Source organism: Nitrospirillum bahiense, from assembly GCF_007828025.1.
Taxonomy (GTDB): Bacteria; Pseudomonadota; Alphaproteobacteria; order Azospirillales; family Azospirillaceae; genus Nitrospirillum; species Nitrospirillum amazonense.
Map to the genome: position 1 here is coordinate 60,445 of NZ_VITO01000009.1, position 25,999 is coordinate 86,443.

Sequence of the window (25,999 nt, forward strand, 5' to 3'; positions counted from 1 at the left end):
CCAGCCGGCCGGCTACCCGGCCTTCGCGCTGAATTGCTGGCGTAGCCAGCCGCCTACATCATCCACGGCCGTCTGCGCCGCGTCGATCACGCCAAGCCAGGAAACAAAGCCGTGCACCATGCCGACATAACGCCGGGTGGTGACGGGAACGCCCGCAGCCACAAGAAGCAGGCCATAGCCTTCCGCATCATCACGGGTCGGGTCGAATTCAGCCGTGGCGATGAAGGCCGGCGCGGCGCCAACATGGGATTCGGCGCGATTGGGCGACGCCAGCGGATTATCCCGCTGCGCCTCCACCTGTGACAGGTATTGATGCCAATAGAAGAACGTGTCCTCGGTGCTGATGAAGGGGGCCACGGGATAGTCGCGCCAAGACGCCGTCTCACCGCGGGGATAGCCGCCCGATCCATAGATCAGCACCTGCCCATCCAGTTGGGGGCCGCCTTCATCGCGGGCCCGCAGGGCCACCGACGCCGCCAGCACCGCACCGGCGCTGTCCCCAGCCACGGCCAAGCGGCCGGGAATGCCGCCGATCTCCTCGGCATGGTCGGCGGCCCAGCAGGTGGCCGCCCAGCAGTCATCAGGCCCCGCCGGGAATGGATGCTCGGGCGCCAGGCGGTAGTCCACCGAAACCACCAAGCATCCCGCCGCATGACACAGGCCCCGGCAGATCATGTCCTGCGTATCCAGGTCCCCCATGACGAAGCCGCCGCCATGGAAATAGACCAATACCGGTGCCGGAGTTCCACTTGCCGGGGTGTAGAGCCGCAGGCGCAGGTCGCCCGCCGGGCCGGCGATGACGCGATCCTCGATCTTGGCGATGGGCACCGCCAACGGCGGAAAGGCCAGCGACGCGTCCCGCACCGCCTTGCGTAAAACGGCCAGGGGAATGCTGTCCACCTTGGGGAAATGGGCAGCGGCATCGACGAAGGGTTTCAGTTGCGGCGAAATATTCATGGTTTGCTCCAGAGACAGCGAGATCGGCGCGGCTTCCCCGCCAACGGGAAGCGACAAGTCAGATTTCGGTCTTGGTGAACATGTTCTCGGGGTAGCCGGGGAAGACGTAATCGAGTTCCAGAACCAGCTTCTCACCCAACGGCCCGGCGGCGAAAATGTCGGTCTCGATGAAAGCCTGGACCGCGTGCCGACCATAGGTGTAGCGCGGCGTATCCCCGAAGACGGGGGAGGTATCCAGCCGCTCGTCCACCGCCGCCGTACCCCGGCGCGATCGGTTGGCCAGCAGGTTCAGCCGCCCCTTGAAAGCAGGATCGTTCGCCGCCAACTCGCGCGCCGCCAGCATCGTCCGCTCCACCCAGTCCAAGGACCGGGCCACGATGCCGACGTGGAAGCCATATTCGGGATCGCTGGCCTGCGCCGCGCGGAAGCCCGCCACGGCGGGATGCTCATCGACTTCACCTACGCGCAAGGCCGCGTGCACCGCCGCCATCAAGGCGCGATCCGGCGCCGGCAGCGCGGAGAGATAGACGATCCCCTGGCCCGCCGCCGCTTCAGCGCCGTCCAACGCCAGCTGATAGAAGCGTGTTCCATCGGGCATGGGAAAATCCTGCACGACCTGAAAGCCCACCAGCATCAGCAGACGCGCGGCCAGCGGCCCCTCCTCCGGCACGCGATAATGTAAGGCGATATGTCCCAGATGGCGCTCGGCGCCGCCCTTCGGTTCCTGGCCCGCGTTCGACACGAGGCTTCCTCCCTGGTTTCATTATTTCAAGGGCTTAGGCGCGATATCGGCTCAAGCACCGTCAGGGGTGACGCCCTCCCAGCGGCGTCGGAAGTCTTACTTCTTCTACCACCAGCGTAGCGGGCATGACGGGGTCGCGCAATACTAAGCGTGCACTTACTTACAATTTATCCAAGCCAATAGCCCAGCGTGATCGGTCAGGTGAAGGACTGCGCGATGGAAGACGGAGCCCCTTGCAGGAACACATGGTAATGGCCGGCCGACCAGCCGCCATCCACCGCCAATTCGGCCCCGCAGATGTAGGAGGCATCGTCGGAACAGAGGAACAGGCTGGCGGCCGCGACTTCCTGGGTTTCCCCCATGCGCTGCAAGGGAACGACCTCATAGCCCCGGTTCTTGGCTTGTCCCGAAAGGCCCATGGGATTGCCCATGGTGGTGTCGATGCCCCCGGGATGGACGGAATTGACGCGGACACCATGGTGGCCGAGTTCCAGGGCCGCCGCCCGCGTCAGCCCACGGAGAGCCCACTTGCTGGCGACATAGGCGGCCACACCATTGCTGCCACGCAGCCCGTCAATGGACGAGATGTTGACCACAGCCCCCCGGCCGGCAGCCTTCATCACGCCACCGACATGCTTCAGGCCCAGGAACGCGCCCTTCACGTTCACCTGGTAGACCCGGTCGAAGTCTTCTTCGGCAAGGTGTTCGATGTCCGCGAAGTGCAGGACGCCGGCGTTGTTCACCAGGGCGTCTATGCGCCCCCAGCGCTGCGTGACATCGGCCACCAACGCTTCCCATGCCGCCCCCTTCCGGACATCCAGCGGGAAATATTGCCCCCGCGGCCCCAATTCCATGGCAAGGGCGCGTCCCTCGTCATCCGCCATGTCGGCCACGACAACGTATGCGCCCTCGGCCGCGAACAGGCGGCAAGTGGCCGCCCCCATGCCCTTGGCACCACCGGTGACAATGGCGACACGGTCCTTCAGTCGATCCACCTTTTCCTCCCTATCTCGCAGTCATTGCGCCTGGTCACGGGCCAGATCGGCCAGGGGATTGGGCGCGTTGGCGTCCCAGGCGTGACGCGGCCCCACGCTCAACCCGCCGTCGACGACAAAGCTGACGCCGGTAACGAAACTCGCCTCCTCACTGGCCAAGTATAAGGCCGCGCAGGCGATGTCTTCCGGCTGCCCGGCCCGGGGAATGGGCTGGGCATGCGCGCACACCTCCGCCACACGGGCAGCGAACTGGTCCGCAGCCGGCCGGTCCATACCCAATGAAGCGCCAAAGATGGACGTGGCGATCATGCCGGGGCACACGGCGTTGACCCGTATACGCTGAGGGGACAATTCAGCTGCCACCGTGCGCGTCAGGTGCAGCAGGCCGGCCTTGGCCGTGGAATAAGCGATCGGTCCCCATCCCGCCTGCATGCCCGCCACGGACGCGACATTGACGATGGCGCCACCGCCGCGCGCTGCCAGCAACGGGGCGGCGTACTTCATGCCCAAGGCGGGTCCCCGCAGCAGGACTTGGAAGATCCAGTCCCACTGCTCGGCCTCGATCGCGGTGATGGAAGGCATCATGTCGCAAATGCCGGCATTGTTGACCAGGATGTCCAGCCCGCCGAACGACGTTGACGCCAGGGCGACGGCGGCGGCGATTTCCGCCTCCTGCGTGACATCGCACCGAATGTGGCGCACCCGCCCGTCATGGACCTGCTCCAGCGCCCGTCCCTTGTCATCCTGGATGTCGGCGACGACAATGCGCGCGCCTTCGGCCACGAACAGCCGGACCATCGCCAAGCCGATGCCGGAAGCGCCGCCGGTGATCAAGGCGACCTTCCCATTTAGACGACCGGACATTCCCGCTTCCCCGTGCTCAGAACCGGTCCGGTCGCATCAGCGCATCCGTCCCACCGTCGTTGAAGATGATCTGGCCCAGGAGGTAGTGCCCCTCGAAACCCAGCAGGTAGATGATCAACTCCGCGATCTCATCCGGCCTGGCAAAACCGGGGACCGCCATGGGGTTGGTCTGGTCGATCACCGCCCGCATCTGTGCATCCGCCAGCAACTGCGCGGTCATGGGTGTCTCCACCACACCCGGCGCCACACCATTCAGAAGGATGCCGGCGCCCGCCCATTCCGGATGCACAGCGGTGCGGCGCAGCCATAGCGCCAACGCCTTTTTCGACGCCGGATAAGCCACTTCCGGACTGTCGGAAAGGACAGCCAGCGCGGCAGCCTCATCCCCTGTCAGGCAAGTGGCGGCCACCGCATCTCCCACCGGCAGCAGTGCCGCCGTCGAGCAGGTGGCGACGGCGCGACCTCGTGAGGACAACGCCAGCAGCGGGCGCAGCCCCTCCAGCGTGGCGACGGCACCGAAATAGTTGACGGCCAACGTCTCCTCCGGCCGGTCCGGCCGCGAGATCCCGGCGTTGGCGACGACACCATCCAGCCCCTCAGGCGCCAGGGCATGGGCCCGCTCCACCAGCCACCGCCGGCCATCCGCCGTGGCCAAATCCGCTTCGATCTCGGCATCACGGATATCGGCACCGATCACGCGGTCGCCTGCGGCCTCCAATCGGCGGCGCACGGCCAAGCCAATACCCGACGCCGATCCCGTTACCAGCACGGTTCGAGCCATCTTCCCTCCCCCGTTCCTTATTACGTCACTTTATCCCAGAGCCCGCGTATGCGACCCGAGAGCGACATATATCTACGCAAATAACGTTTTAAACTGTCGATATACCAGCACTATGCGCTTTCATGAACGCAACCGTCAACGCATATTGACTTTGTAAGTGAACACTCACATCCTAGGCACGTAGCGCCATCGCAGAATGAGCAGCTGAGGGAGGATTGCGCGCGACGGGAGCGCAAGAGCGGATGTCGGCCCCATCGCCTGAACGCGGCGAAGTTGGAGGCGCCGACCGCCATTCCAGATCGAACACATCCAGCGATGACGGTGGGCGCCCCGGAAAGGCGCGCAAATAAACAAAACCATGCAGGGAGGAAACAGCGTGCGGAGAGGAAACCCTTGGCTGTTGGGAATGTTGTTGTCCGGTACGGCTTTATCCTTGGTTGCCGGCGTCGCGGCCGCTCAAACGACGGCACCATCCGCCGTCCCGCCCTCGACGGCAGCCCCCGCCAACACGACAGATGCGAACACGCTCAATGACATCATTGTCACGGCCAACCGCCGTGCGGAGCGCATTCAGGACGTTCCGACCGCCATCACCGCAGTCAGCACCGACACCCTGCACGAACAGAACATCAGCACGCCCCAGGATCTGCCCGGCAAGATCCCGTCATTGATGGTGACGTCCAACGGCACCACCCGAAACGCCGAAACCGTCGTGATCCGCGGTCAGGGGCAAAGCTATCTCGCCCCAGTCGGCGTCGTGAACTATTTCGCCGAGGTGCCGCTGATCCAGGGCGCGATCATTTCGAATCAGGGCGGACCGGGCACGTTCTTCGATCTGGAGTCCTTGCAGGTGCTGCGCGGGCCGCAGGGCACGCTGTTCGGCAAGAACACCACAGGCGGCGCCTTGCTGCTGGGGCCGGCCAAGCCCACCGATAAATTCGAGGGCTATTTCCAGGCCCAGGTCGGTAACTACAACGACCGGGAATACGAAGGGGTCATCAACGTCCCCGTCGACGACAAGCTGGCTGTCCGCCTGTCGTTCCGCAAGGTGGACCGCGACGGCTATACCAAGGATGTCGGCCCACAGGCCTTCGGTTACGGCTACGTGCTGACGCCCAACGGCCCGTCCAACGGCTTCGCCGGCAAGGACTACGACGACCGCCACTACGACACAGTTCGTCTGGGTGTTAACTGGACACCGACGGAGCGGGTTGAGAACTATCTGGTCGCCTACTACACGCAAAGCCACGACAACGGAACCGGCCTGTCCATCAGCGATGCCAACACCGGCGCCAACCTGTCGAACCTAGCCGGCAACCTGTTCTATCGCCAGCCGACGGACCCGCTGTACGGCAGCAACGACCCCACGATCGCCCAAGGCATTCTGGCCCGCCAGCGGGCCCTGGGCCCCCGCGAGACGGCGCTGAACACCAACGAGTTCGACGATCTGAAGGTCTGGAGCCTGACCGACATCCTGAAGGTCGACCTGACGGACACGCTGCTGTTCCGCAATATCTTCGGCTATCAGCGGATGAAGCAGGGCTACGCCTGGGACCTCGATGGTTCCATTCTGCCGCTGACCGCGCAAAACCCCACCCTGGTGGTGGCCGGGACACCCGGCAGCTTCGGCCAAGTGGGCCAGGGCACCAACATCACCAACCTGAGCCAGCTCAGCGTCGAGCCGCAGATCCAGGGCAAATTCCTGGCCGACAAACTGAACACCGTGGTTGGCCTGTTCTATTCCGATGTCCAGCCGGAAGGCCTGCAGGCGCTGGGCAGCTTCAACTTCGGCGAACCGGGCATGGTGCTCTATTCGGTCAAGACCCAGAGCAAGGCTGTCTACGCCCAGTCCGATCTTGATCTCGGCGCCTATGTCGGCGCACTGGACGGCCTGAAGCTGACCGCCGGTGTCCGCGAGACCTGGGACAGCTATGACGGCCGGCGCTACGCCAGCAGCTACTTCAATATCCCGGAGGCGCAGGCCAGCAAGACCGCCGCGGCCACCACCTGGACCGTCGGGTTGGACTACCGCCTGGCCGCGAACACCATCGTCTATGGCAAGGTCACCCGCGGCTATAAGGCCGGCGGCTTCAACATGGTCGGGGTGCAGCAGGATGGCCTGACCTACGCGCCCGAGCACGTCACCAATTACGAGGTCGGAACCAAGACCGACTTCAGCGTCGCCGACATTCCCGTCCGGCTGAACGCCACCCTCTACGACATGGAAGACGACGGGATACAGCGCAACAGCGCCGACAACGCCTTCAACGGCTTCCAGAACGCGTCCGGCCTGGACCAGGGGGCCCGCATCTTCAATGCCGGCGCATCCACCGTCCGTGGCGTGGAACTGGAGCTTTCAGTACGACCCGCCAAGGGCCTGGAGCTGAGCGGCTCCTACGCCTACATGGACGCCCACTACAACAACTTCCACATCGACATCCCGCCCGATCCGCTGGTCACGATGAAGGATACCTGCAGCGGCCCGCTGGCCGTGCCTTCCCCCTATCTGCCGGGCGCCAAGGCGGTCAGCGCCAACCTCAGCTGCATCCCCTTCCCCTTCGCCCCCAGGCACCAGTTCAACCTCAACGCCCGCTACCAGTACGACCTGGGGCGCTCCCTGGGCTCCCTGGTGGGAACGGCCAATTTCTCCTGGGTGGACCAGCAATTCGCCTCATCCATTTCGACGCCGGCAGGAGAGCCGGGCGCCACGCTAGCCCCGTATGGACTGCTGAACCTCAGCCTGGAGTGGCAGGATCTGCTGAACCGGCCGCTGGATCTGCGTCTGTTCGTCACCAACGCCACGGACAAGGTCTACCGCATCAGCAACAGCAACCTGACCGACACCGCGTTCGGCAGCTCCGCGTCCATTTACGGCGAGCCGCGCATGTACGGCTTGTCGCTGCGCTACCGCTTCGGCGACTGAGCCCACGCCGGTGATCCTCAAGGGGAATTCAGATGAGCATCGAACAGGAAGTATTCGGCAGCGGCGTCGCCGTCGTCACCGGGGCGGGGGCCGGCATCGGCTCCGGCATCGCCCGGCGGCTGGGGCAACTGGGCATGCACGTGGTGGTGACCGATATCGCCGGTGACCGCGCTGAAGCGGTGGCTGCCGCCATCCGCGCCCAGGGGGGCCGGGCGGAAGCGCAAACGTTGGACGTGTCGCGACCGGCGGAACTGGACCGCCTGGCGGCGGACCTGTTCCGCCGCCATGGCGCCGTCAAGCTGCTGGTCAACAACGCCGGTATCGAGACCATCGGCTTCAGCTGGGAAGTCCCGGCCGAGCGGTGGGAGACGACGCTGAACGTCAACATCCACGGCGCCGTCCACGGGGTCCGCGCCTTCGTGCCCCACATGCTTAAAGCCGGCCAGCCGGCGTGGATCGCCAACCTGGCCTCGGTCGGCTCCTTCGGGGTCATGCCCACGCAGACCGCCTACATCATGAGCAAGCACGCGGTGCAGTCTTTCAGCGAATGCCTGTTCCTGGAACTGCAGATGGCCAAGGCGCCGATCCGGGTCAGTTCGGTCATTCCCGGCATGCTGAAGACTTCGATCTTCGATGAGGCGGGCGGCAAGGGCGAACCGCCGGCCGCCAGCCACCACCGCAAGGTCATGCGCGAGCTGATGTCCACCTACGGCATGGACCTGGACGAGGGCTGCCAGCGCATCGTGGCGCAGATCGCCGAGGGCCGGTTCTGGGTCTCGACCCAGCCGGAAATGACGACCGGCATGATCGCGGGGCGCGTCGACTTCCTGACCCGGCAGACCGACCCCACCCTCAGCGAGCAGGCCAGGCACCTCCTGGAAAGCTGACCCGGCAGCCTCCCGCCTGCCCTCACGACCCTCCGCCCCAAGGAAGACTGTCCCATGGCACCCCACTCCCCGGTCCCCGTTTCAGACGCGCGCAGCCTGCCCATCCGGGACCATGACGGACTGCGCCAAGCCTTGACCGACGCCAACCTGCCCACCCTGCTCATGGTCTACATGCACTACACGGAGGATGAGGGGATGCTGGAGCGGTTCGCCCCGCATATCCACTCCCCCTACGCCCATAATCCCGCACCCGTCCCGGCGGAATTGGAGCAGGAACTGCGCGATCGTCTCTTCGGTCTGCTGACCCAATCGCCGCCGCCCGTCGAACGGCCGCTGTCGCAGGACCTGATGCGCCGGATGATGAGCGTCGGCGTGGCTGAGACCGTGGATGAGGAATGCGTGCCCATGCTGCTGGAGCAGATGGGGTTCGAAACGCCGGTTCCCCGCTCCAGCGTGCCGGGGCGCGCGGCGCCGGCCGGCTTCAAGGTGTTGGTCATCGGCTGCGGCATGACCGGCATCGTCGCCGGCATCAAGCTGGCGGAGGCCGGCTACGACCATGTCATCATCGAGAAGAATCCCGAGGTCGGCGGTACCTGGTACGAGAACCGCTATCCCGGCGTGGGGGTCGACACGCCCAGCCACTTCTACTCCTTCTCCTTCGAGATCAATCCGGAGTGGAACCACTACCACCCCAAGGGCCACGATATGCAGGATTACCTGCTGCGGGTGGCGGACAAGTACGGTATCCGGGATCGGACCATCTTCAACACCCAGGTCCTCTCCTGCGTCTATGACGCCGACCTGGGCCTGTGGCACGTCACCGTGCGGTCGAACGATGGTCGGGAATGGGTCATCGACGCGAACGCCGTCATCAACGCCCATGGCCCTTTGAACCGCTGGCAGTTGCCGGACATGCCGGGGCTGAAGGACTTCAAGGGTCCGGCCATGCACACGGCCGCCTGGGATACCCGTGTCGACCTGGGCGGCAAGGACGTGGTCATGATCGGAACCGGGGCCAGCGGCGTGCAGCTGGCGCCTGCCATCGCACCGTCGGTAAAGCATCTGACCATCCTGCAGCGCTCGCGCCACTGGGTCATCCGCAATCCGGAAATCGGCCGCCAGGTCACGGAAGGCGTCAAATTCGCCCTGCGCCATATCCCGCATTACAAGGAATGGTTCCGTTATCGCGTCTACTGGTTCGCCGGCGATGGGTTGTTCGTGAACGTCGTGAAGGACCCCAACTGGACGGGCTCGGATTTGTCGGTCTCGGCCCATAACGAGGGCATGCGCCAGTTTGCGTTGTCCCAGCTGCAGGCGGCAACAGCGGACCGGCCGGACCTGTTCGAGAAGCTGCTTCCCGACCACCCGATCTTCTCCAAGCGCATCCTGCTGGACGATGGCTGGTTCGATACCCTGAAGCGGGACAACGTGACCCTGGAGAACCGGGCGGTCGATCATATCGAGGCCGACGCCGTGGTGCTGAAGGACGGGACCCGCCTGCACGCGGACGTGCTGGCGCTGGCCACCGGGTTCAACGTCGCCAAGATGCTGGGCTCCCTTACCGTCATCGGACGCGAGGGCGCCGACCTGGGCCGGATCTGGGGCGAGGACGACCCCCGCTCGCATCTGGGCGTGACCATCCCGGGCTTCCCCAACTTCTTCTACACGGTGGGTCCGAACAGCGCGCCCAATCATGCCGCGGGCCAGAACCTGATCTCCGAAGTCCAGGTCAACTACATCATCGAGTGCCTGGATGCGGTGGTGGCCGCCGGCGCCAAGGCCATCGAGCCAACGAGGATGGCGTTCGACGCCTTCAACGAGCGCATCGACCGGCGCATGCAGGACATGATTTGGACCCACCCCAAGGCCAACAGTTACTACAACAACAGCAAGGGCCGCATCTTCCTGTCCTGGCCGTATCGACTGGTCGACTATTGGACGGCCATGCGCAAGCCGGACCTCAACGACTTCACCCTTCTGCGTTGACCGGTTCCAAAGCGGCGGTCCCAGCCGGACCGCCGCCACCCGCCCCCATGAGAGACGTCTTTCGTGCCCCCTGACGACACTTCCCCCACCCCGGCAGCGCTGGCCGGCATCCGGGTCCTGGACCTCAGCCGCGTGCTGGCGGGGCCCTGGGCGTCCCAGATCCTGGGCGACCTGGGCGCCGACGTCATCAAGATCGAGCAACCCGGCAAGGGAGACGATACCCGAAGTTGGGGCCCTCCCTATCTCCCCAGCCGCGATACCGACGCCGACCCGTTCAGCGCCTATTATCTGGCCTGCAACCGCAACAAGCAGTCGGTGGCCATCGACATCGCCAAGCCTGAGGGAGCGGCGCTGGTGCGCCAGTTGGCCCGCCGCAGCCACATCGTGCTGGAGAACTTCAAGGTGGGAGGCTTGGCCCGCTATGGGTTGGACTACGCCAGCCTGGCGGCCGAAAACCCCGGCCTGATCTACTGCTCCATCACCGGGTTCGGCCAGACCGGCCCCTATGCGGCCCGGGGCGGTTATGACTTCCTGATCCAAGGAATGAGCGGCCTGATGAGCGTCACCGGTCAACCGGATGGCACGCCGGGGGCCGAGCCATTGAAAGTGGGCGTGCCGGTCTCCGACCTGTTCACCGGCCTCTACGCCACGGTGTCCATCCTGGCCGCCTTACGCCATCATGAACGCACGGGCGAGGGCCAGCATATCGACTGCGCGCTGTTGGACACGCAAGTGGCCCTGCTGGCGAACCAGGGCATGAACTGGCTGGTGGGTGGCCAAGTGCCCCGTCGGTTGGGCAACGGTCACCCCAACGTCGTCCCCTATCGCTGCTTCGCCACGCGGGATGGGCACATCATCGTCGCGGTGGGCAACGACGGCCAGTTCCGCGCCCTGTGCCAGGCGTTGGATCGCGCCGACTTGGCGGCCGATCCCCGCTACACGGCGAACCCCGGCCGCCAGCGCCATCGCGAGACGCTGGAGGCGGCGCTGGCGGACAGCATCGCCGGCTGGGAAATGGCGCCCTTGATCGATCACCTGGCCCGCGCGGGCGTTCCGGCCGGCCCCATAAACCGCGTCGACCAGGTCTTCGCCGATCCCCAGATCGCGGCCCGCGGCCTGGTGCATGAACTGGCGGCGCTGGACGGCACCCCCATCCCCGTCGTGGGTTTCCCGGCCAAGCTGTCGCGCACACCGGCCCGCTACACCTTGGCGCCCCCCCGGGTGGGAGCGCAGACGGCCAAGGTTCTGGGGCGAATCCTGGGATTGGACCCGCAAACGGTGGACGGACTGGCCAGCCGGGGCGTGGTCCAGAGCGCCCCCGAAACGCCCGCCTCGCAGACAGAGGATTGATATCATGGAAAAGCTGAACTGGATTGGCGGGCGGCAAGTGGCGGGCATCCGTCTCACGCCCAATTCCAACCCGGCCAACCCCGACGACGTCATCGGACACTACGCCTGCGCCAGCCCGGACCAGGCCGCCGAAGCGATTGCCGCCGCGCGTGCCGCAGCACCGGCCTGGGCGGCCACCAACCCGCAGACGCGGTCGGATATCCTGCGCCGGACGGGTGACCTGCTCCATGCCCACGCCGAGGAATTGGGTGCCCTGCTGACGCGGGAGGAAGGCAAGACCCTGCGGGAGGGTATCGGCGAGGTGCGGCGCAGTGCCCAGATTTTCCACTACGCGGCGGGCGAGCCGCTGCGCGCCGGTGGCGAGAGCCTGCCCGGCCTGCGCGATGGCATGACCGTGGTCGTAAGCCGGGAACCGGTCGGTGTCGTGGGCCTGATAACGCCCTGGAACTTCCCCATGGCCCTGCCGGCCTGGAAGACGGCCTATGCGATGGCCTACGGCAATACCGTCGTCCTGAAGCCATCGGACGTCACGCCCGCCTGCGCCTGGGAATTGGCCAGCCTGCTGCACCAGGCCGGGCTGCCGGCCGGCGTCTTCAACCTGGTGATGGGTCCCGGGTCTCGTCTCGGCCCGGCGCTGGTGGATGGCGCGGATGCCATCAGCTTCACCGGCTCGCCAGGGGTGGGGCAGGACATCCTGGCCCGCAGCGTCCCCCGACGCATCAAGGTCCAGTTGGAGCTGGGCGGCAAGAACCCGCTGGTGGTGCTGGACGACGCCGACCTCGATCTGGCGGCCGACATCGCCGTGCAGGGGGCCTTCCACTCAACGGGCCAGCGCTGCACAGCCACCAGCCGCATCATCGTCCATCGCCATGTCCACGACGCCTTCGTCGAACGCCTGGTCGCCAGGACCCGGGGCCTGCGGGTGGGCGACCCCATGGCGCCTGAAACCGACATGGGCCCGGTGGTCAACGAGGGCCAGTTGCAGAAGAACCTGGGCTATGTCGCGGAAGCCCGGACCGAGGGGGCTGAACTGGCCTGCGGCGGCAAGCGCCTGGACCGGCCGGGCTGGTTCATGGAACCGGCACTGTTCGTCGGCACCAACAACGCCATGCGCATCAATCGTGACGAGGTTTTCGGGCCCGTGGCCTGCATCATATCCGCTGACGACCTGGACCACGCGATTGCGATCGCCAACGACAGCGAACACGCCCTGTCCAGCGGCGTGGTCACCCGCTCGCTCTCCGCCGCCGAAGCCTTCCGCCGCCGGTCCCATGCCGGCCTGGTGATGGTGAACGCCCCCACCGCCGGCATCGACTACCACGTGCCGTTCGGCGGCCGCGGCGCCTCGGGTTATGGCGGACGCGAACAGGGCAGCGCCGCCATCGAATTCTTCACCGAGGGCAAGACCGCCTACGTCAACCACGGGGTCATCGGTTGAGCCATCCCCGGCCGTCATCCGGCCCATCCTTTGAAAGGAGGTCAACGACATGACCGACACCATCGCCTTCATCGGCCTTGGCGCCATGGGGTTGCCCATGGCCAGCAATCTGGTCCGCAAGGGCTTTCGCGTCATCGGCTTCGACCTTGACCGCGCCAAGCTGGACGCCCTGGTGGCGGCGGGCGCCAAGCCGGCTGGCAGCCTGGCCGACGCCGTCCGTGAAGCCGGCATCGTCATCACCATGCTGCCCGCCCCACCCCATGTCCGCAGCGTCATGCTGGGACCCGATGGTGTGTTGGCTCATCTGCGGGCCGGCAGTCTGGTGATCGACATGAGCACCATCGACCCCGCAACCACGGATGACGTGGCGGATGCCTGCCGCCGGGAAGGCCAGACCTTCGTCGACGCCCCCGTCGGCCGCCTGGTCAGCCACGCCGAGCGCGGCGAATCCCTATTTATGGTGGGAGCCAGTGATGAAGGCCATGCCCGCGCCCTGCCCCTGTTGCAGGCCATGGGCACCACCATCCTGCGCTGCGGACCGGAGGGCAGCGGCACGCGCACCAAGATCGTGAACAACTATCTGGCCATCGTGGGGGCGCAACTGACGGCGGAAGCCCTGTTGCTGGGCACGAAGCTGGGACTGAACGTGGCGACCATGCGCGACGTCGCCGGCGGCACCACCGCCACCAACGGCCAGCTCATGATCAATTTCCCCAGCAAGGTGCTGAAGGGCGACACGGCGCCTGGGTTCACCATCGATCTGGCGCACAAGGATCTGATGCTGGCCCTGGCCGCGGCATCACAGCAGCGCCTGGGCTTGCCGGTCGGTCAGGCGGCGGCGTCCGCCTTGGGCGCGGCGCGGGGCGGCGACTATGCGGGCCGGGACTTCTCCGCCCTGCTGGACTACGCCTGCGAGATCGCCGGCGTCGCTCCGCCCCGCCTGTCCCCCCAGGCGTCCTGACGCAACGGGGAGCGGCAACGGTGAGCGAGACCAGTGAAATCGTGCGGGACATGTCGGCCCGGTTGTTCGCCGACTTGGCGACCCCGGCCCGGCTTTATGAGGCCGAAGCCGGAGTTTGGGACCAGCCGGCCTGGGACCGGGTGCAGATGATGGGATTGCCCCTGGCCCTGGTGCCGGAGGAGGCGGGCGGCGTTGGATTGGAGGCGGCCGACGCCGCTGGGCTGGTCGCCAGCGCCGCGACCACCGCCCTGCCAGTCCCTTTGGCGGAAACCATGCTGGCCAACCGTCTGCTGGCCGATGCCGGCCTGCCTTTGGCCGAGGGACCGGCCACCCTGGCACCCGCCCGGCCCGGCGACCGCTTCACCCTGGAGCGGCGGGGGGCTGGCTGGCACCTCCATGGTGGGGCCGAGCGTGTGCCCTGGGCCAGCATCGCCGGTGACATCGTCATCGTTGCGGAGGCTGAGGGCCAGGTGCTTGCCGCCCGTGTCGCCCGATCGGACGTCACGCCGCTGCCCGGCCGCAACCTGGCGCTGGAGCCGCGCGATCGGCTGGAGGTGGATTTGGAGTTGCCCGGGGATGCCGTCGCCCCGCTGCCGGCCGGCATCACGATTTGCCACCCCCTGGCCTTGGGCGCGGCGTTCCGCACCGTGGCCTTGGCGGGCGCCGCCGCCCGCGTCCTGGACATGACCGTGGCCTACGCCAACGAGCGCAGCCAGTTCGGCCGGCCCATCGGCAAATTCCAGGCCGTTCAGCAATCCTTGGCCCTGATGGCGGGCCAGGTCGCCGCCACAAAGGGCGCCGCCGACTTGGCCGCAGGCTACCTGGACGCCTATTCCCAACCAGGAGAAGCCGACCCCCTTCCGGTTGCCATCGGCAAGGCCCGGGCCGGCGAGGCGGCGGGGATGATCGCCGCTATCGCCCACCAGGTTCATGGCGCCATCGGCTTCACCCATGAGCACGCCCTGCATTTCCTGACCAAGCGCCTGTGGTCATGGCGGGATGAGTTCGGCAACGACGCCCATTGGCAGCGCCTGATCGGCCGGCGCATGGCCGCCGCGGGCCCTGAGGGGCTCTGGCCCCTGCTCACCACCCTTTAGGCCCGCCGATTGCGAGGAACCATCATGTCTCATTTCGCATTCCCGCCGCCCATCCTCCCGCCAGGGGCGGATGATCTGCGAGCCGAAGTGCGCGAGTTCCTGGCCGAGGAACTGGCCGGTCGCCCTGCGTCCCAGCGCATCAAATCCTGGAGCGGATTCGATGCCGATTTCAGCCGTAAGCTGGGACAGCGCGGCTGGATCGGCATGACCTGGCCCAAGGAATATGGCGGCCGGGAGCGGAGCGCGCTGGAGCGCTACATCGTTCTGGAAGAGCTGTTGGCCGCCGGCGCGCCCGTAGCCGCCCATTGGATCGCCGACCGGCAAAGCGGCCCCCTGTTGCTGAAGGAGGGGACCGAGGAGCAGAAGCGCCACCTCCTGCCCCGCATCGCCGCCGGCGAATGCTTTTTCTGCATCGGCATGAGCGAGCCTGACTCCGGATCCGACCTCGCGGCCGTGCGCACGCGCGCCGTAAGGACCCAGGACGGTTGGCGGGTCAACGGCACCAAGCTGTGGACCACCTACGCCCACAAGTCCCACTACATGATCCTCTACTGCCGTACCGGCGGTGTCGACGATCGGCACGGTGGCACCAGCCAGTTTCTGGTGGACCTGACGTTGCCGGGCATCACCATCCGCCCCATCGCCGATCTGTCGGGTGAGCGGCACTTCAACGAAGTGGTGTTCGAGGATGCGCCGCTACCCGCCAGCGCCTTGCTCGGCACGGAGGGCGACGGCTGGAACCAGGTGATGGGCGAACTAGCCTATGAGCGCAGCGGGCCGGAGCGCTTCCTGTCGACCTTCGTGCTACTGGTCGAATTGATCCGGGCGCTGGGAACTGATCCGTCCGACCAGGCGCTAGCCGTGCTGGGCCGCCTGAGCAGCCATCTCGCGGTGCTGCGGCGTTTGTCCCGATCGGTGGCCGGCCTGTTGCAGGAAGGGGCGAACCCGGCACTGCAAGCCGCCCTGGTCAAGGACCTCGGCGCCATCGTGGAACAGGAAATTCCCGAACTGGCCCGCCAACTGGTGGCGACGGAGCCGATGCTGGGATCGGACGACATTTTCCAGGCGGTGCAGGGCTACGCCATCCTGAACGCGCCCGCCTTCTCGCTTCGCGGCGGAACGCGGGAAATCCTTCGCGGCATCATCGCGCGCGGCCTGGGCCTGCGCTGACCCAACCAGGGAATCCCCATGTCCGAACCGGTTCTATTCGAGCAGAGCGAGGGCATCGCCCTTATCACCCTCAATCGCCCCGAGACCCGCAATCCCATCTCCGACCCCGACATGATCGAGGCGATCCTGGCCGTCCTGGCGCGGATCGAGGCCGACCTTACGGTGCGGGTCGCCATCCTGACCGGCGCCGGAAGCGCGTTCTCCTCCGGCGGCAACCTGAAGAAGATGGGCGAACAAGGCGGCGTGAATGATCCCCTGCCCGCCCAGACGCGGCGCAACTACAAGCACGGCATCCAGCGGCTGCCGCTGGCGTTCGCGGCGCTGGACGTACCCGTCATCGCCGCCGTCAACGGCCCGGCCATCGGCGCCGGCTGTGACTTGGCCTGCATGTGCGACCTGCGTATCGCCGGACAGAGCGCCCGCTTTGCCGAAAGCTTCGTCAAGCTGGGCATCGTGCCCGGCGACGGCGGGGCCTGGTTGCTGCCCCGAGTTGTAGGCTTCGCCAAAGCCAGCGAAATGGCCCTGACCGGCGACGCCATCGACGCCGCTGAAGCGCTGGCCTGCGGCTTGGTTTCCAAGATCGTCCCGGATGCCGAGCTGCTGGACCACGCCCGGGTGCTGGCACAGCGCATCGCTTGCAATCCCCCGCATGCCGTGCGCATGACCAAGCGCCTGCTGCAGAAAGCGCGCGACAGCAACCTGGAGACCGTGCTGGACCTGTCCGCGACCATGCAGGCCTTGGCCCATGCGACTGCGGATCACAAGGAGGCCATCGCCGCCATGTTGGGGAAACGCGCACCAACCTTCGTGGGCCAGTGACTAAAGCCCACCCCATCAGCTCATAACATCATAATTTGCGTAGTTTTTTCCTTTTAAAAACACGCATACAGACTATAGTGTCGCCTTGGGGGAGCGCCAGGATGTGAGCGGATAAACGGACCGCCTGGGAGGGTGTCCGTCCCCGTACACGACAGGCAACCTGGGACAACCGAGCCGCGGCGCTGCGGCACCGGCCAGGTCACGCTCCCCCACCCCCGACTACGCCGCCATCCGACCAGACCCTGCTCAGCCAGCCTCATCAGAAGGTGATCCCATGCTCGAACGTGTCGCGCTTCATTCCGCCCTGCCCGCCGTCAGCCGGCTGTGCCTCGGCACCAACATGTTCGGAACGGCGGTCGACCAGGTCCGGGCCAACGCCTTACTGGATGCCTTCGCCGCGCTGGGCGGCAACTTCATCGACACCGCCCGGTCTTACGGCGACTGGATTCCCGACGCGCCCAAGGGCGCCAGCGAACGGGCGGTGGGCGCCTGGATGAAGGGACGCCGGCGTCAGGACATCGTCCTGGCCACCAAGGGCGGGTTCTTCGACCTCAAGGTCATGGATTATCGCAAGCGGGTGAACCCTGAGGACATCGCCAGCGACTTGGCTGAAAGCCTGGAACACCTGCAGACCGACTATATCGACCTCTATTGGCTGCATACCGACGACGACACCCAGCCTGTGGGCGCCCTGGTCGACGCGCTGATCGAACACCAGCAGGCCGGGCGCATTCGCCAGTTCGGCGCCTCAAACTGGTCCCCGGCGCGCCTGGAGGAGGCACGTGCCTACGCCCAGGCGATCGGCCACGATGGCTTTATCGCCTGCCAGCCCTTCTGGGGCCTGGCGGTCCCCAACCGTGAGGCGGCGGCGGTCTCGGGCTACGGTCCCTATTATGAGGACGGCTTTCAGCCCGTGCACGCCGCTGGCCTGGCCATGGTTCCCTATTCCGGCCAGAGCCGCGGCTTCTTCACCAAGCTGGCGGCCAGCGGCGAGCAGGGCCTGCCCGATGACCTGAAGGCCATGTACGTCAACGAGGCCAACCGGCATCGCTTGGCGGCGCTGACGCGGGTGGCTGAAATTCACGGTGTCGGCCTGAACACGGCGGCGCTGGCCTATCTGACGTCGCAGCCCCACCTGACTGTTCCCATCATCGGCGCCAGCAAGCCCGAGCAGCTGGCGGAGAGCGCCCGCGCCACCGCCCTGACGCTATCGGCCGCTGAGCTTGCGGCTCTCGCCACCGCGTGACCCTGACAGGAAGGTTGACGGGATGCCCGTGGGCAAAGTCGCTGTAGTGACCGGCGCCAGCCGGGGTGCGGGTGCCGGCATCGCGCGTGCGCTGGGCGCAGCCGGTTATACCGTCTACGTCACCGGCCGGACGACCGTGGAAGGGGCGGCGGCACTGCCCGGCACCATTGGCGCCGTCGCCGCGGAGGTTACGGCCGCCGGCGGCATCGGCATTCCCGTGGCCGTCGATCACGGGGATGACGACCAGGTGGCGTCGCTGTTCGATCGGGTCCGGAATGACCAAGGACGCTTGGATATCCTGGTGAACAACGCCACCGCCCTGCACGATGCCCTGACCAGCCCCGGCGGCTTCTGGGAACGGCCGCGGGAGCTGGCGGATATCCTGACGGTAGGCTTGCGCTCCCACTACGTGGCCAGCTACCACGCGGCCCCCTTGATGATCGCCACCGGCGGCGGGCTGATCACCTTCACCTCGTCCTTCGGGTCCGTCTGCTATATGCATGGGCCAGCCTACGGGGCCCAGAAGGCCGGGGTGGACAAGTTCGCGGCCGACATGGGGGTGGACTTGGCACCGTACGGCGTGGCCACGCTCTCCCTCTGGATGGGGCCGCTGCTGACCGCGCGGACGGCCCGCACCCTGGAACAGCGCCCGGACCAATACGCGTCCTTCATGGAACAGGCGGAGACGCCGGAATTCACCGGCCGCCTGATCGCAGCCGTCCACGCCGATCCCAACCGCATGGAATTATCCGGCAGCACGCAGATCGGCGCCGAGTTGGCGGCACGCTACGGCATCCGCGATGCCGGCGGCAAACAGCCGCCCTCCTACCGGGACATGCTGGGCAGTCCGCGCATTCCCCACCCCGCCATCGTGCGCTGACCCCTCGCAGACGGATTACCGACCATCCGTGGCAGCGGTCAGGTCCCTGTCTGCTCCGCCACCACCTGGCCCATCACCGCCCCGACCCGACGACCGGAGAAGATGCAGTCGGCGGCGGATAGGCCGCTGACGTAGAGATTAGAGCATATGCCCACCGCAGCGCGGCCAGCGGCATAGAGGCCGGGAATGGCACGGCCTTGGCTGTTCAGGACGGCACCGGTGTCCTCGTCCACGGTCAGTCCCCCCAGGGTCAGCGTGGGTAGCGGCGCCAGCTTGGCATCGATGGACATGTCCAGTGCATAGAACGGCCCGCGTTCCAGGACGGCCATGTTGTCAGCGCCCTTGTTGAACGCGTCGGGCACGATTCCACGGGCCGCCTGGTTGTATCGGGTCACTGTGCGATCCAGCGTGGCGGGGTCAAAGCCGCAACGCTCCGCCAGGGCGGCCAGCGTGCGTGCCTTGCGGCGGCCGAAACGCATGGCCAGCATCGCGGGATATTTCTGAAAAGGCAGCACCTTCCCGCGGGTGACCTGCTGCCAAGCCTGGTCATAGAGTTGCTGGTCCAGGATCAGGTAAGCCCGCCCCCCGCGCTCCTCGCACATCTTCTGGCCGATGGCGGCGCCATACAGCATCTCATTGACGTAGCGCTCTCCCCGCCCGTCGACGATGACGCCATGGGCCCAGGCCAGGGGCGGATTGATGAAGCGCCAAGCGCTGACATGGTTCATGCGCGCGACGGCGCCCCCCACCGTCTGCCCCAGGCGGATGCCGCTGCCATCATCCCCAGGCGACCCCAGGGGCATGCCCTGGACATAGGCTGGCGCATGGTGGGCCACCATCGGCCGGTTGAAGATGAAGCCGCCCGTGCTGAGACAAACCCCTTTCCGGGCGTGGATAAAGCATTCCACCCGGCCGGTCCGCTCAATGGCGCGCGCCCTCTCCCACAAGCGGGATGCCCGCCAGTTGGCGAAGCCGGCCCCTGGGAACGACGGCGGGAACATGAGCATGTACTTCGTGCCCTTCGCCGCCAGCCGCTCATACTCGATGGCGTCCATGGTCCTCGGCGGAATATGCAGGACCCGCACGCCAAGGACATGGCCATGACGGTCCACCACCAGTTGCCGGCACTCTGCCTTGGTCCATAGCCGCACCCCCAACCCGGCAGCCGCCGCCTGCAGGGGGTAGTACAAGCCGACACCGTATCCGACGGCGGTGTTGGCGGCGGGCATGAACACCCGATGCCCACGCGGCGCCGGCTTGGCCACGGCGGCATGCTCGGGGGCCAGGCAGCTGTCGGAGTGGTAGAGGTAATAGTCGGAATGGGGGTAGCTGGTCTTTTCCCAATAGACCCGGCTGTTGAACGCCACGCCGTGGGCCTTCAACCACTCCACCATCCCGGGGCTTTCCGCGCAGAACCGGTGCAAGGTGCGGTCGGACACCACCCCCTCCGTTTCCCGGCGCAGATAGCGGTACATATCCTCCACCGTGTCCTCGACGCCGGCTTCCTGCTGCACCGAGGTGCCGCCGCCGGCGTACAGCACGCCGCCGTTCATGGCCGTGGCGCCGCCGCCGTGATAGCGGTCGACGGCGATAACGGACGCCCCTCGTTCCGCGGCCTCCACCGCCGCGGCGACGCCGGCACCACCGTAGCCGACCACCACCAGGTCCGCTTCCGCGTCCCAGCGCACCTCGCTCGCGTCCGCGACCGTCAGCGGCGCCTCGACAGCGGAATGCCAGCCGGGAGAGCCCGGCCTCTCCTCTCCGGTCATCTTGCCCTCCCCGCCCCCATGCGTCTCACGTCGCGGCCCGCGTCTCGCGCGCCTTCAGGATGTCCAACGCCACGTCGACGATCATGTCTTCCTGACCGCCCACCATGCGCCGGCGCCCCAGTTCCGCCAGCACCACGCGCGCATCGACTCCATAGGTCTTGGCGGCGGCCTCCGCATGGCGAAGGAAGCTGGAATAGACGCCGGAATAGCCCAGGCTTAGCGTCTCGCGATCCACCCGCACGGGGCGATCCTGCAGCGGGCGCACCAGGTCTTCCGCCGCGTCCATGAGGGGATAGAGCTCGCAGCCGTGCTTCCACCCCTTGCGGTCGGCGGCGGCGATGAACACCTCAAGGGGGGCGTTGCCGGCGCCGGCCCCCATGCCGGCCAGGCTGGCGTCGATACGCACGGCGCCGTTCTGGACGGCCACCAGCGAATTGGCCACGCCCAGCGACAGGTTGTGGTGGGCATGCATGCCGCGTTGCGTCTCGGGCTTCAGCACCCGGTCATAGGCCTGGAGCCGGGCGGCGACGCCGTCCATGTCCAGGGCCCCGCCGCTGTCCACCACATAAACGCAATGCGCACCGTAGGATTCCATCAGCTTCGCCTGGGCGGCCAGCGCCTCGGGCTCGATCATGTGCGACATCATCAGAAAGCCGGACACGTCCATGCCCAGGTCGCGGGCGGCCCCGATGTGCTGCTTGGCCACGTCAGCCTCGGTGCAGTGGGTGGCCACCCGTACCGAGCGGACACCCAGCCCATAGGCGCGCTTCAACTCCTCCACCGTGCCCACGCCGGGCAGCAGCAGGGTGGTCAACACCGACCGCTCCAATACCTCGGCCACCGCCTCGATCCACTCCCAGTCGGTATGGGCGCCGAAGCCGTAGTTGAAGCTGGTGCCATTCAGGCCGTCGCCATGCGCCACCTCGATAGCATCCACGCCGGCGCGGTCCAGCGCCCGGGCGATGGCCTGCACATGGTCCAGGCCGTACATGTGGCGGATGGCATGCATGCCGTCGCGCAGGGTCACGTCCTGGATGTAGATCTTTTCCGCCTGCGGGTTCTTCATGCCACGCCCCCTTCCAAGCGTTGGGCGATCAGATTGCCTGTCGCCTCCGCCGCCGCCGTCATGATGTCCAGGTTTCCGGCATAGGGCGGCAGGTAATGGCCGGCCCCCTCCACCTCCAGGAAGACGGAGGTCTTGAGGCCGGTGAACTCGCCCAGCCCCGGAATCTTCAGCCGGTTGTTGTCGCCATAGCGCTCGAACTGGACTTCCTGCTTCAGCCGATAGCCGGGCACATACCGTTGCACCGCCTGGACCATGTCTTCCACCGACCGGCGGACGGCGTCCTCATCCTCGCCCAGGCTCAGGGTATAGACCGTGTCGCGCATGATCATGGGCGGCTCGGCCGGGTTCATGATGATGATGGCCTTGCCACGCTGCGCCCCGCCCACCAGTTCGATGCCGCGCGCCGTCGTGCGGGTGAACTCGTCGATGTTGGCCCGAGTGCCGGGACCGGCGGACCGGCTGGAGACCGACGCCACGATTTCGGCATAGGGCACCGGCGCCACCCTCGACACCGCCGCAACTATCGGGATGGTGGCCTGGCCGCCGCAGGTGACCATATTGACGTTGGGCGCGTCCAAATGGGTCGCCAGGTTCACCGCCGGCACGGTGAAGGGGCCCAGGGCCGCCGGCGTGAGATCCACCACCCGCTTGCCGTCGGCGCGCAGCGCCGCGTCATGCGCCTTGTGGGCATAGGCCGAGGTGGCATCGAAGACGATGCGGATGTCGGCGTAGTCCGGCAGTTCCCGCAGCCCGCCGATACCGTTGTCCACGGCCCGCACGCCCAGCCGGCGCGCCCTTTCCAGGCCTTCCGACGCCGGATCGATCCCGACCATCGCCGCCAGTTCCATGTGCGCCGACCGGCGCACGATCTTGACCATCAGGTCGGTGCCGATATTGCCCGAGCCGATGATCGCTACCTTGACCTTGGCCAAAGTCCGCTCCCTTCCCCGCGACCGGCGGCCGCGTGCTGACTGTCTGTTATTTGAACGTGATGGACGCCGTGCCGATGCCATCCAGCGTCATGGCGAAATGGTCGCCCGGCCGGGCTGGCTCCAGCGGCACCAGGGAGCCCGACAGCACGATCTCGCCCGCCTTCAGGGACACTCCAAAGCCGCCCAGGGTGTTGGCCAGCCAAGCCACGGCCGCCTGTGGCGACCCTTGCACGGCCGAGCCGTAACCCTCGCTGAGAAAGGCCCCGTTCTTCTCCACCACCACCCGCACGGCCGGCAGGTCCAGCGCCCGGGGCGGCACCTGCGCGGCGCCCAGGACACAGACGCCGCAAGACGCGTTGTCGGCCACGGTATCGACGATGCCGATGCGCCAATCCAGAATACGGCTGTCGACGATCTCGAAGCAGGGCACCACCGCCTCGGTGGCGTCCAGAACGTCCTCCGGCGTGACCCCCGGCCCCCGCAGGTCCCGCTTCAGGATGAAGGCGATCTCGGCTTCCGCCCTGGGCTGGATCAGCCCGGCGCCGGCGATGTCGACGACGGCACCATCGGCCACGATCATGCGGTCGGTCAGGAAGCCGAAGTCCGGCTGGAAGACGCCCAGCATGTCCTGGACGGCCTTGGAGGTGACGCCGATCTTCTTGCCCACCACGTGCTCGCCATCCGCCTCGCGGCGGCGCAAGGTCGCCAGCGAAATCCGGTAGGCGTCCTCGATGGTCAGGCTGGGATGGCGCGCGATCAGGGGAGCCAGCGTCCTACGCCCGCGCAGGGCGCCGTACAGTTCCTGGGCCAGTCGCTCGACCAAGTCGGCGGGTGCGGGTTCGGCGGGACAGATCTCAGTGCGTGAGGAAGTCGATGACATGGCGGTTGAACTCCCCGGCCCGCTCCACCATCACCCAGTGGCCGACCTTGTTGAACAGCATGAAACGGACATCCGGGCAGGCCGCCAGGAACTTCTGGGCGCCGCTGGCCGGGCAGAAGGCGTCCTCGGTCCCCCAGAAGCCCAGGATGGGTTGGGTCAGCTCCCCCAGGCGGGGGCTCAGATCGGGTACGCGCATGGTGGATAGCACCTGCTTGGGCTGTTGCCGGGCCACGGCATAGCGTTCCGCCACCAATGCGTCGGTGATGTGGACGGGGTCGTGGACCAAGTTGGTCACCAGGCGGCGCTGATCAGCCTCGGTGAAATCCGGACTGGTGAAGTCCCCCACCATGCGAGCGATGCCCGGCATGGCGAAGTAGGTTTCCCGCGTCTCGATGCCGCCCGGCGCCATCATCACCAGGCGATCCACTAGCGCCGGATCATCCAGCGCGATCTGCATCGCGATGGCGCCACCCAGGGAATTGCCGACCAGCGTGGCACTCTCCACACCCACCTCGGCCAGGGCGGCGCGCAGTGTGCCGGTGAAGAGGTCCAGCGTGTAGTCCACATGCGTGGGCTTGTCGCTGGCGCCATACCCGATCAGATCCGGCAGGATGACGCGGAAGCCCGCATCGGCGAAAGCCCGCCAGTTGCGGCTGAAATTGGACGCGGCGCTGGCGCCGGGCCCGCTGCCGTGGATGAAGACGACGGTTGGGCCGGACCCGGCCACCGCCACCCAAAGTCGATAGTCGCCGGCCTGTACATGCCGGCCGGACAATTGCCAGTCCATGGTGGTCCCCCGCTTCAGCAGAAATGGACGGCCGGCGCGCCGCCCAGCAGCACGCCGCCGAGATCGGGCCCGACATTGTTGGGGTCGTTGGCGACGTGCGCGCGAGCGGCATTGACGTCCAGCCAGAAACGGATGATGGGGCTGCTGCGATAAATGGCGCGCCCGCCCAGCAGCGGCATGAGGCTGTCCACCAGGCCGGCACAGCGGGGCACGATGGTGGCCGACTGATATCGGTACATCAGCCGCTCCTCCAGGCTTAGCGGTTCACCGGCCGTCACCTTGCCGAGCAGACGATCGAAGTTGGCGGCCAGTTGCACCTTCATCTCATCGATCTGGGCACGGACGCGGGCCGCCGCCGCCAGGGACGCGGGGTCGGTCCGCGACACCTTGCCCGTGTTGCTCGACACCCGCTCCCGCACGATCCCCAGGTAGGCGTCCAGCGCCCCCTGGGTGGCACCGATCGCCGCCGTGGACACGGCCCGCACGAATACCTGCGCCCAGGGCAGCGCGAACAGCGGCGCGGTGTTCACCGCCTGGCCGGGATTGGTGCAGAGGAAACCGTCCGACGCCTTGTGGGTCCGGTGTTCCGGGACGAAGCCGTTTGAAACGACGACGTCATGGCTGCCCGTTCCCCGCAGGCCGAAGGTGTCCCAGGCCTCCACCACCTCATAGTCGGACCGGGGCAACAGGAAGGTGCGCATGTCCATGGGGTCGCCGGGGTTCAGCGGCGGAACGATGGCCCCCAGGAACACCCAGTCGCAGTGCTGGCAGCCGCTGGAAAATCCCCAGCGTCCGGACAGGCGGAAGCCGCCCTCCACCCGCTCCACCTTGCCCACCGGCTGATAGGACGATGAGATCAGCGTGTCCGGCGAGGTGGACCACACGTCCGCCTGCGCCCGGTCATCGAACAGAGCCAGCTGGTAGGGGTGCACGCCGACCACGCCCAGCACCCAGGCGGTGGACATGCAGGCCTCAGCCAGGGTCATCTGGACATCGAAGAAGACCTGCGGCGCCATTTCGAACCCGCCCCAGCGCTTGGGCTGCAGGATGCGGAAGAAGCCGGCTTCGCGCATTTCCTCCACGGTTTGCATGGGCAGGCGGCAATCGCGCTCCGCCTCGGCTGCCCGCGCGCGGAGCGCCGGCAGCATGGCCCGAGCCCGGTCCAGCAGCTGGCCCGGCGTGGGAACGTCCCTGTCCCGTTGCACTTCGACCATCTTGTTCATGCGATGCCTCCCGTTGGCTTCGACGCGTCACGCCGCCGATTCATCATCATCATTCGTATTTATTGGTACGTCTGACTACGCAAATCGTCAATCACAAACGCACATGGCGCGATTATCGGGAGATGGGAGACCCACAATTAACGAAGATGCACGAGCTCGCGGATTCTCCCCCGTGTAAGCTAAGCCCGAAGAGACCTCAGAGAGGGAATCCCTGGACCATCCAGTGGGCGCAAAACCTCGCCGGCG

The 25,999-nt window shown here is 66.8% G+C and carries 22 protein-coding genes; 11 read left to right on the top strand and 11 right to left on the bottom strand.

Annotated elements, in window-relative coordinates; translation table 11 throughout:
- Window positions 1-12 precede the first annotated feature (12 nt).
- The 5 genes from FBZ88_RS14580 to FBZ88_RS14600 form a co-directional block, all read right to left on the bottom strand.
- On the bottom strand, window positions 13-957 hold the full coding sequence (locus FBZ88_RS14580; protein ID WP_186464412.1) for an alpha/beta hydrolase: 945 nt from the start codon (window positions 955-957) through the stop codon (window positions 13-15).
- A gap of 58 nt (window positions 958-1,015) precedes the next feature.
- Window positions 1,016-1,699 carry a hypothetical protein gene (locus FBZ88_RS14585; RefSeq protein ID WP_145613640.1) on the bottom strand — a complete coding sequence of 228 codons (684 nt, stop codon included), beginning with the start codon at window positions 1,697-1,699 and terminating at the stop codon, window positions 1,016-1,018.
- Window positions 1,700-1,896: 197 nt separating this feature from the next.
- Window positions 1,897-2,694: an SDR family NAD(P)-dependent oxidoreductase gene (locus FBZ88_RS14590; RefSeq protein WP_145613641.1), complete on the bottom strand. Its 798-nt coding sequence runs from the start codon at window positions 2,692-2,694 to the stop codon at window positions 1,897-1,899.
- Window positions 2,695-2,715: 21 nt separating this feature from the next.
- Window positions 2,716-3,558, bottom strand: coding sequence for an SDR family NAD(P)-dependent oxidoreductase (locus FBZ88_RS14595; RefSeq protein WP_145617868.1), 843 nt, complete (start codon window positions 3,556-3,558; stop codon window positions 2,716-2,718).
- 16 nt (window positions 3,559-3,574) lie between these two features.
- Window positions 3,575-4,339 (bottom strand): SDR family oxidoreductase, encoded by a 765-nt coding sequence (locus FBZ88_RS14600; RefSeq protein WP_145613643.1) that lies wholly within the window; start codon window positions 4,337-4,339, stop codon window positions 3,575-3,577.
- 412 nt (window positions 4,340-4,751) lie between these two features.
- On the opposite strand from FBZ88_RS14600, the gene FBZ88_RS14605 reads away from it, so the two are divergent.
- The 11 genes from FBZ88_RS14605 to FBZ88_RS14655 all read left to right on the top strand — a co-directional run bounded on the left by FBZ88_RS14605 (window position 4,752) and on the right by FBZ88_RS14655 (window position 19,096).
- Window positions 4,752-7,262: a TonB-dependent receptor gene (locus FBZ88_RS14605; protein ID WP_186464413.1), complete on the top strand. Its 2,511-nt coding sequence runs from the start codon at window positions 4,752-4,754 to the stop codon at window positions 7,260-7,262.
- A 32-nt stretch (window positions 7,263-7,294) separates the two neighbouring features.
- Window positions 7,295-8,149 carry an SDR family NAD(P)-dependent oxidoreductase gene (locus tag FBZ88_RS14610; protein WP_145617875.1) on the top strand — a complete coding sequence of 285 codons (855 nt, stop codon included), beginning with the start codon at window positions 7,295-7,297 and terminating at the stop codon, window positions 8,147-8,149.
- Between the two features lie 54 nt (window positions 8,150-8,203).
- Window positions 8,204-10,135, top strand: a complete 1,932-nt coding sequence (locus tag FBZ88_RS14615; RefSeq protein ID WP_145617878.1) for a flavin-containing monooxygenase — start codon at window positions 8,204-8,206, stop codon at window positions 10,133-10,135.
- Between the two features lie 63 nt (window positions 10,136-10,198).
- Window positions 10,199-11,485: a CaiB/BaiF CoA transferase family protein gene (locus FBZ88_RS14620; protein WP_211102669.1), complete on the top strand. Its 1,287-nt coding sequence runs from the start codon at window positions 10,199-10,201 to the stop codon at window positions 11,483-11,485.
- Window positions 11,486-11,489: 4 nt separating this feature from the next.
- Window positions 11,490-12,923 carry an aldehyde dehydrogenase family protein gene (locus tag FBZ88_RS14625; protein ID WP_145617880.1) on the top strand — a complete coding sequence of 478 codons (1,434 nt, stop codon included), beginning with the start codon at window positions 11,490-11,492 and terminating at the stop codon, window positions 12,921-12,923.
- Between the two features lie 49 nt (window positions 12,924-12,972).
- Window positions 12,973-13,884, top strand: a complete 912-nt coding sequence (locus FBZ88_RS14630) for an NAD(P)-dependent oxidoreductase (RefSeq protein ID WP_145617882.1) — start codon at window positions 12,973-12,975, stop codon at window positions 13,882-13,884.
- Between the two features lie 20 nt (window positions 13,885-13,904).
- Window positions 13,905-14,981, top strand: coding sequence for an acyl-CoA dehydrogenase family protein (locus FBZ88_RS14635; RefSeq protein ID WP_145617883.1), 1,077 nt, complete (start codon window positions 13,905-13,907; stop codon window positions 14,979-14,981).
- 24 nt (window positions 14,982-15,005) lie between these two features.
- On the top strand, window positions 15,006-16,151 hold the full coding sequence (locus FBZ88_RS14640) for an acyl-CoA dehydrogenase family protein (RefSeq protein ID WP_145617886.1): 1,146 nt from the start codon (window positions 15,006-15,008) through the stop codon (window positions 16,149-16,151).
- An 18-nt stretch (window positions 16,152-16,169) separates the two neighbouring features.
- Window positions 16,170-16,970: a crotonase/enoyl-CoA hydratase family protein gene (locus FBZ88_RS14645; protein ID WP_145613651.1), complete on the top strand. Its 801-nt coding sequence runs from the start codon at window positions 16,170-16,172 to the stop codon at window positions 16,968-16,970.
- A gap of 274 nt (window positions 16,971-17,244) precedes the next feature.
- A complete protein-coding gene (locus tag FBZ88_RS14650) occupies window positions 17,245-18,216 on the top strand; it encodes an aldo/keto reductase (protein ID WP_145617889.1) in 972 nt (323 codons plus the stop codon).
- 22 nt (window positions 18,217-18,238) lie between these two features.
- Window positions 18,239-19,096, top strand: a complete 858-nt coding sequence (locus tag FBZ88_RS14655) for an SDR family NAD(P)-dependent oxidoreductase (RefSeq protein ID WP_145617892.1) — start codon at window positions 18,239-18,241, stop codon at window positions 19,094-19,096.
- Window positions 19,097-19,134: 38 nt separating this feature from the next.
- On the opposite strand, the gene FBZ88_RS14660 is transcribed toward FBZ88_RS14655, so the two are convergent.
- From FBZ88_RS14660 to FBZ88_RS14685, 6 genes are read right to left on the bottom strand one after another with little or no spacing between them, the layout of a single operon-like run.
- Window positions 19,135-20,865, bottom strand: coding sequence for an FAD-binding protein (locus FBZ88_RS14660; protein WP_145617895.1), 1,731 nt, complete (start codon window positions 20,863-20,865; stop codon window positions 19,135-19,137).
- Window positions 20,866-20,890: 25 nt separating this feature from the next.
- Entirely contained in the window at window positions 20,891-21,931 is a 1,041-nt protein-coding gene (dmpG, locus tag FBZ88_RS14665) for a 4-hydroxy-2-oxovalerate aldolase (RefSeq protein ID WP_145617899.1), read from the bottom strand.
- Window positions 21,928-22,863: an acetaldehyde dehydrogenase (acetylating) gene (locus FBZ88_RS14670; RefSeq protein ID WP_145617902.1), complete on the bottom strand. Its 936-nt coding sequence runs from the start codon at window positions 22,861-22,863 to the stop codon at window positions 21,928-21,930. Before FBZ88_RS14670 ends, dmpG begins: the two co-directional genes overlap by 4 nt.
- Before the next feature lie 46 nt (window positions 22,864-22,909).
- Window positions 22,910-23,743, bottom strand: coding sequence for a fumarylacetoacetate hydrolase family protein (locus FBZ88_RS14675; protein WP_145617904.1), 834 nt, complete (start codon window positions 23,741-23,743; stop codon window positions 22,910-22,912).
- Window positions 23,718-24,530 carry an alpha/beta fold hydrolase gene (locus FBZ88_RS14680; protein WP_145617906.1) on the bottom strand — a complete coding sequence of 271 codons (813 nt, stop codon included), beginning with the start codon at window positions 24,528-24,530 and terminating at the stop codon, window positions 23,718-23,720. Before FBZ88_RS14680 ends, FBZ88_RS14675 begins: the two co-directional genes overlap by 26 nt.
- Window positions 24,531-24,544: 14 nt before the next feature.
- Window positions 24,545-25,753, bottom strand: a complete 1,209-nt coding sequence (locus tag FBZ88_RS14685) for an acyl-CoA dehydrogenase family protein (protein WP_211102670.1) — start codon at window positions 25,751-25,753, stop codon at window positions 24,545-24,547.
- Between the last annotated feature and the right edge of the window lie 246 nt (window positions 25,754-25,999).

Coding starts and splice junctions, on each gene's coding strand:
- FBZ88_RS14580 (WP_186464412.1), bottom strand. CDS start 957: ATGAATATTTCGCCGCAACTGAAACCCTTCGTCGATGCCGCTGCCCAT.
- FBZ88_RS14595 (WP_145617868.1), bottom strand. CDS start 3,558: ATGTCCGGTCGTCTAAATGGGAAGGTCGCCTTGATCACCGGCGGCGCT.
- FBZ88_RS14600 (WP_145613643.1), bottom strand. CDS start 4,339: ATGGCTCGAACCGTGCTGGTAACGGGATCGGCGTCGGGTATTGGCTTG.
- FBZ88_RS14610 (WP_145617875.1), top strand. CDS start 7,295: ATGAGCATCGAACAGGAAGTATTCGGCAGCGGCGTCGCCGTCGTCACC.
- FBZ88_RS14615 (WP_145617878.1), top strand. CDS start 8,204: ATGGCACCCCACTCCCCGGTCCCCGTTTCAGACGCGCGCAGCCTGCCC.
- FBZ88_RS14625 (WP_145617880.1), top strand. CDS start 11,490: ATGGAAAAGCTGAACTGGATTGGCGGGCGGCAAGTGGCGGGCATCCGT.
- FBZ88_RS14630 (WP_145617882.1), top strand. CDS start 12,973: ATGACCGACACCATCGCCTTCATCGGCCTTGGCGCCATGGGGTTGCCC.
- FBZ88_RS14640 (WP_145617886.1), top strand. CDS start 15,006: ATGTCTCATTTCGCATTCCCGCCGCCCATCCTCCCGCCAGGGGCGGAT.
- FBZ88_RS14645 (WP_145613651.1), top strand. CDS start 16,170: ATGTCCGAACCGGTTCTATTCGAGCAGAGCGAGGGCATCGCCCTTATC.
- FBZ88_RS14650 (WP_145617889.1), top strand. CDS start 17,245: ATGCTCGAACGTGTCGCGCTTCATTCCGCCCTGCCCGCCGTCAGCCGG.
- FBZ88_RS14655 (WP_145617892.1), top strand. CDS start 18,239: ATGCCCGTGGGCAAAGTCGCTGTAGTGACCGGCGCCAGCCGGGGTGCG.
- FBZ88_RS14660 (WP_145617895.1), bottom strand. CDS start 20,865: ATGACCGGAGAGGAGAGGCCGGGCTCTCCCGGCTGGCATTCCGCTGTC.
- dmpG (WP_145617899.1), bottom strand. CDS start 21,931: ATGAAGAACCCGCAGGCGGAAAAGATCTACATCCAGGACGTGACCCTG.
- FBZ88_RS14675 (WP_145617904.1), bottom strand. CDS start 23,743: ATGTCATCGACTTCCTCACGCACTGAGATCTGTCCCGCCGAACCCGCA.
- FBZ88_RS14680 (WP_145617906.1), bottom strand. CDS start 24,530: ATGGACTGGCAATTGTCCGGCCGGCATGTACAGGCCGGCGACTATCGA.
- FBZ88_RS14685 (WP_211102670.1), bottom strand. CDS start 25,753: ATGAACAAGATGGTCGAAGTGCAACGGGACAGGGACGTTCCCACGCCG.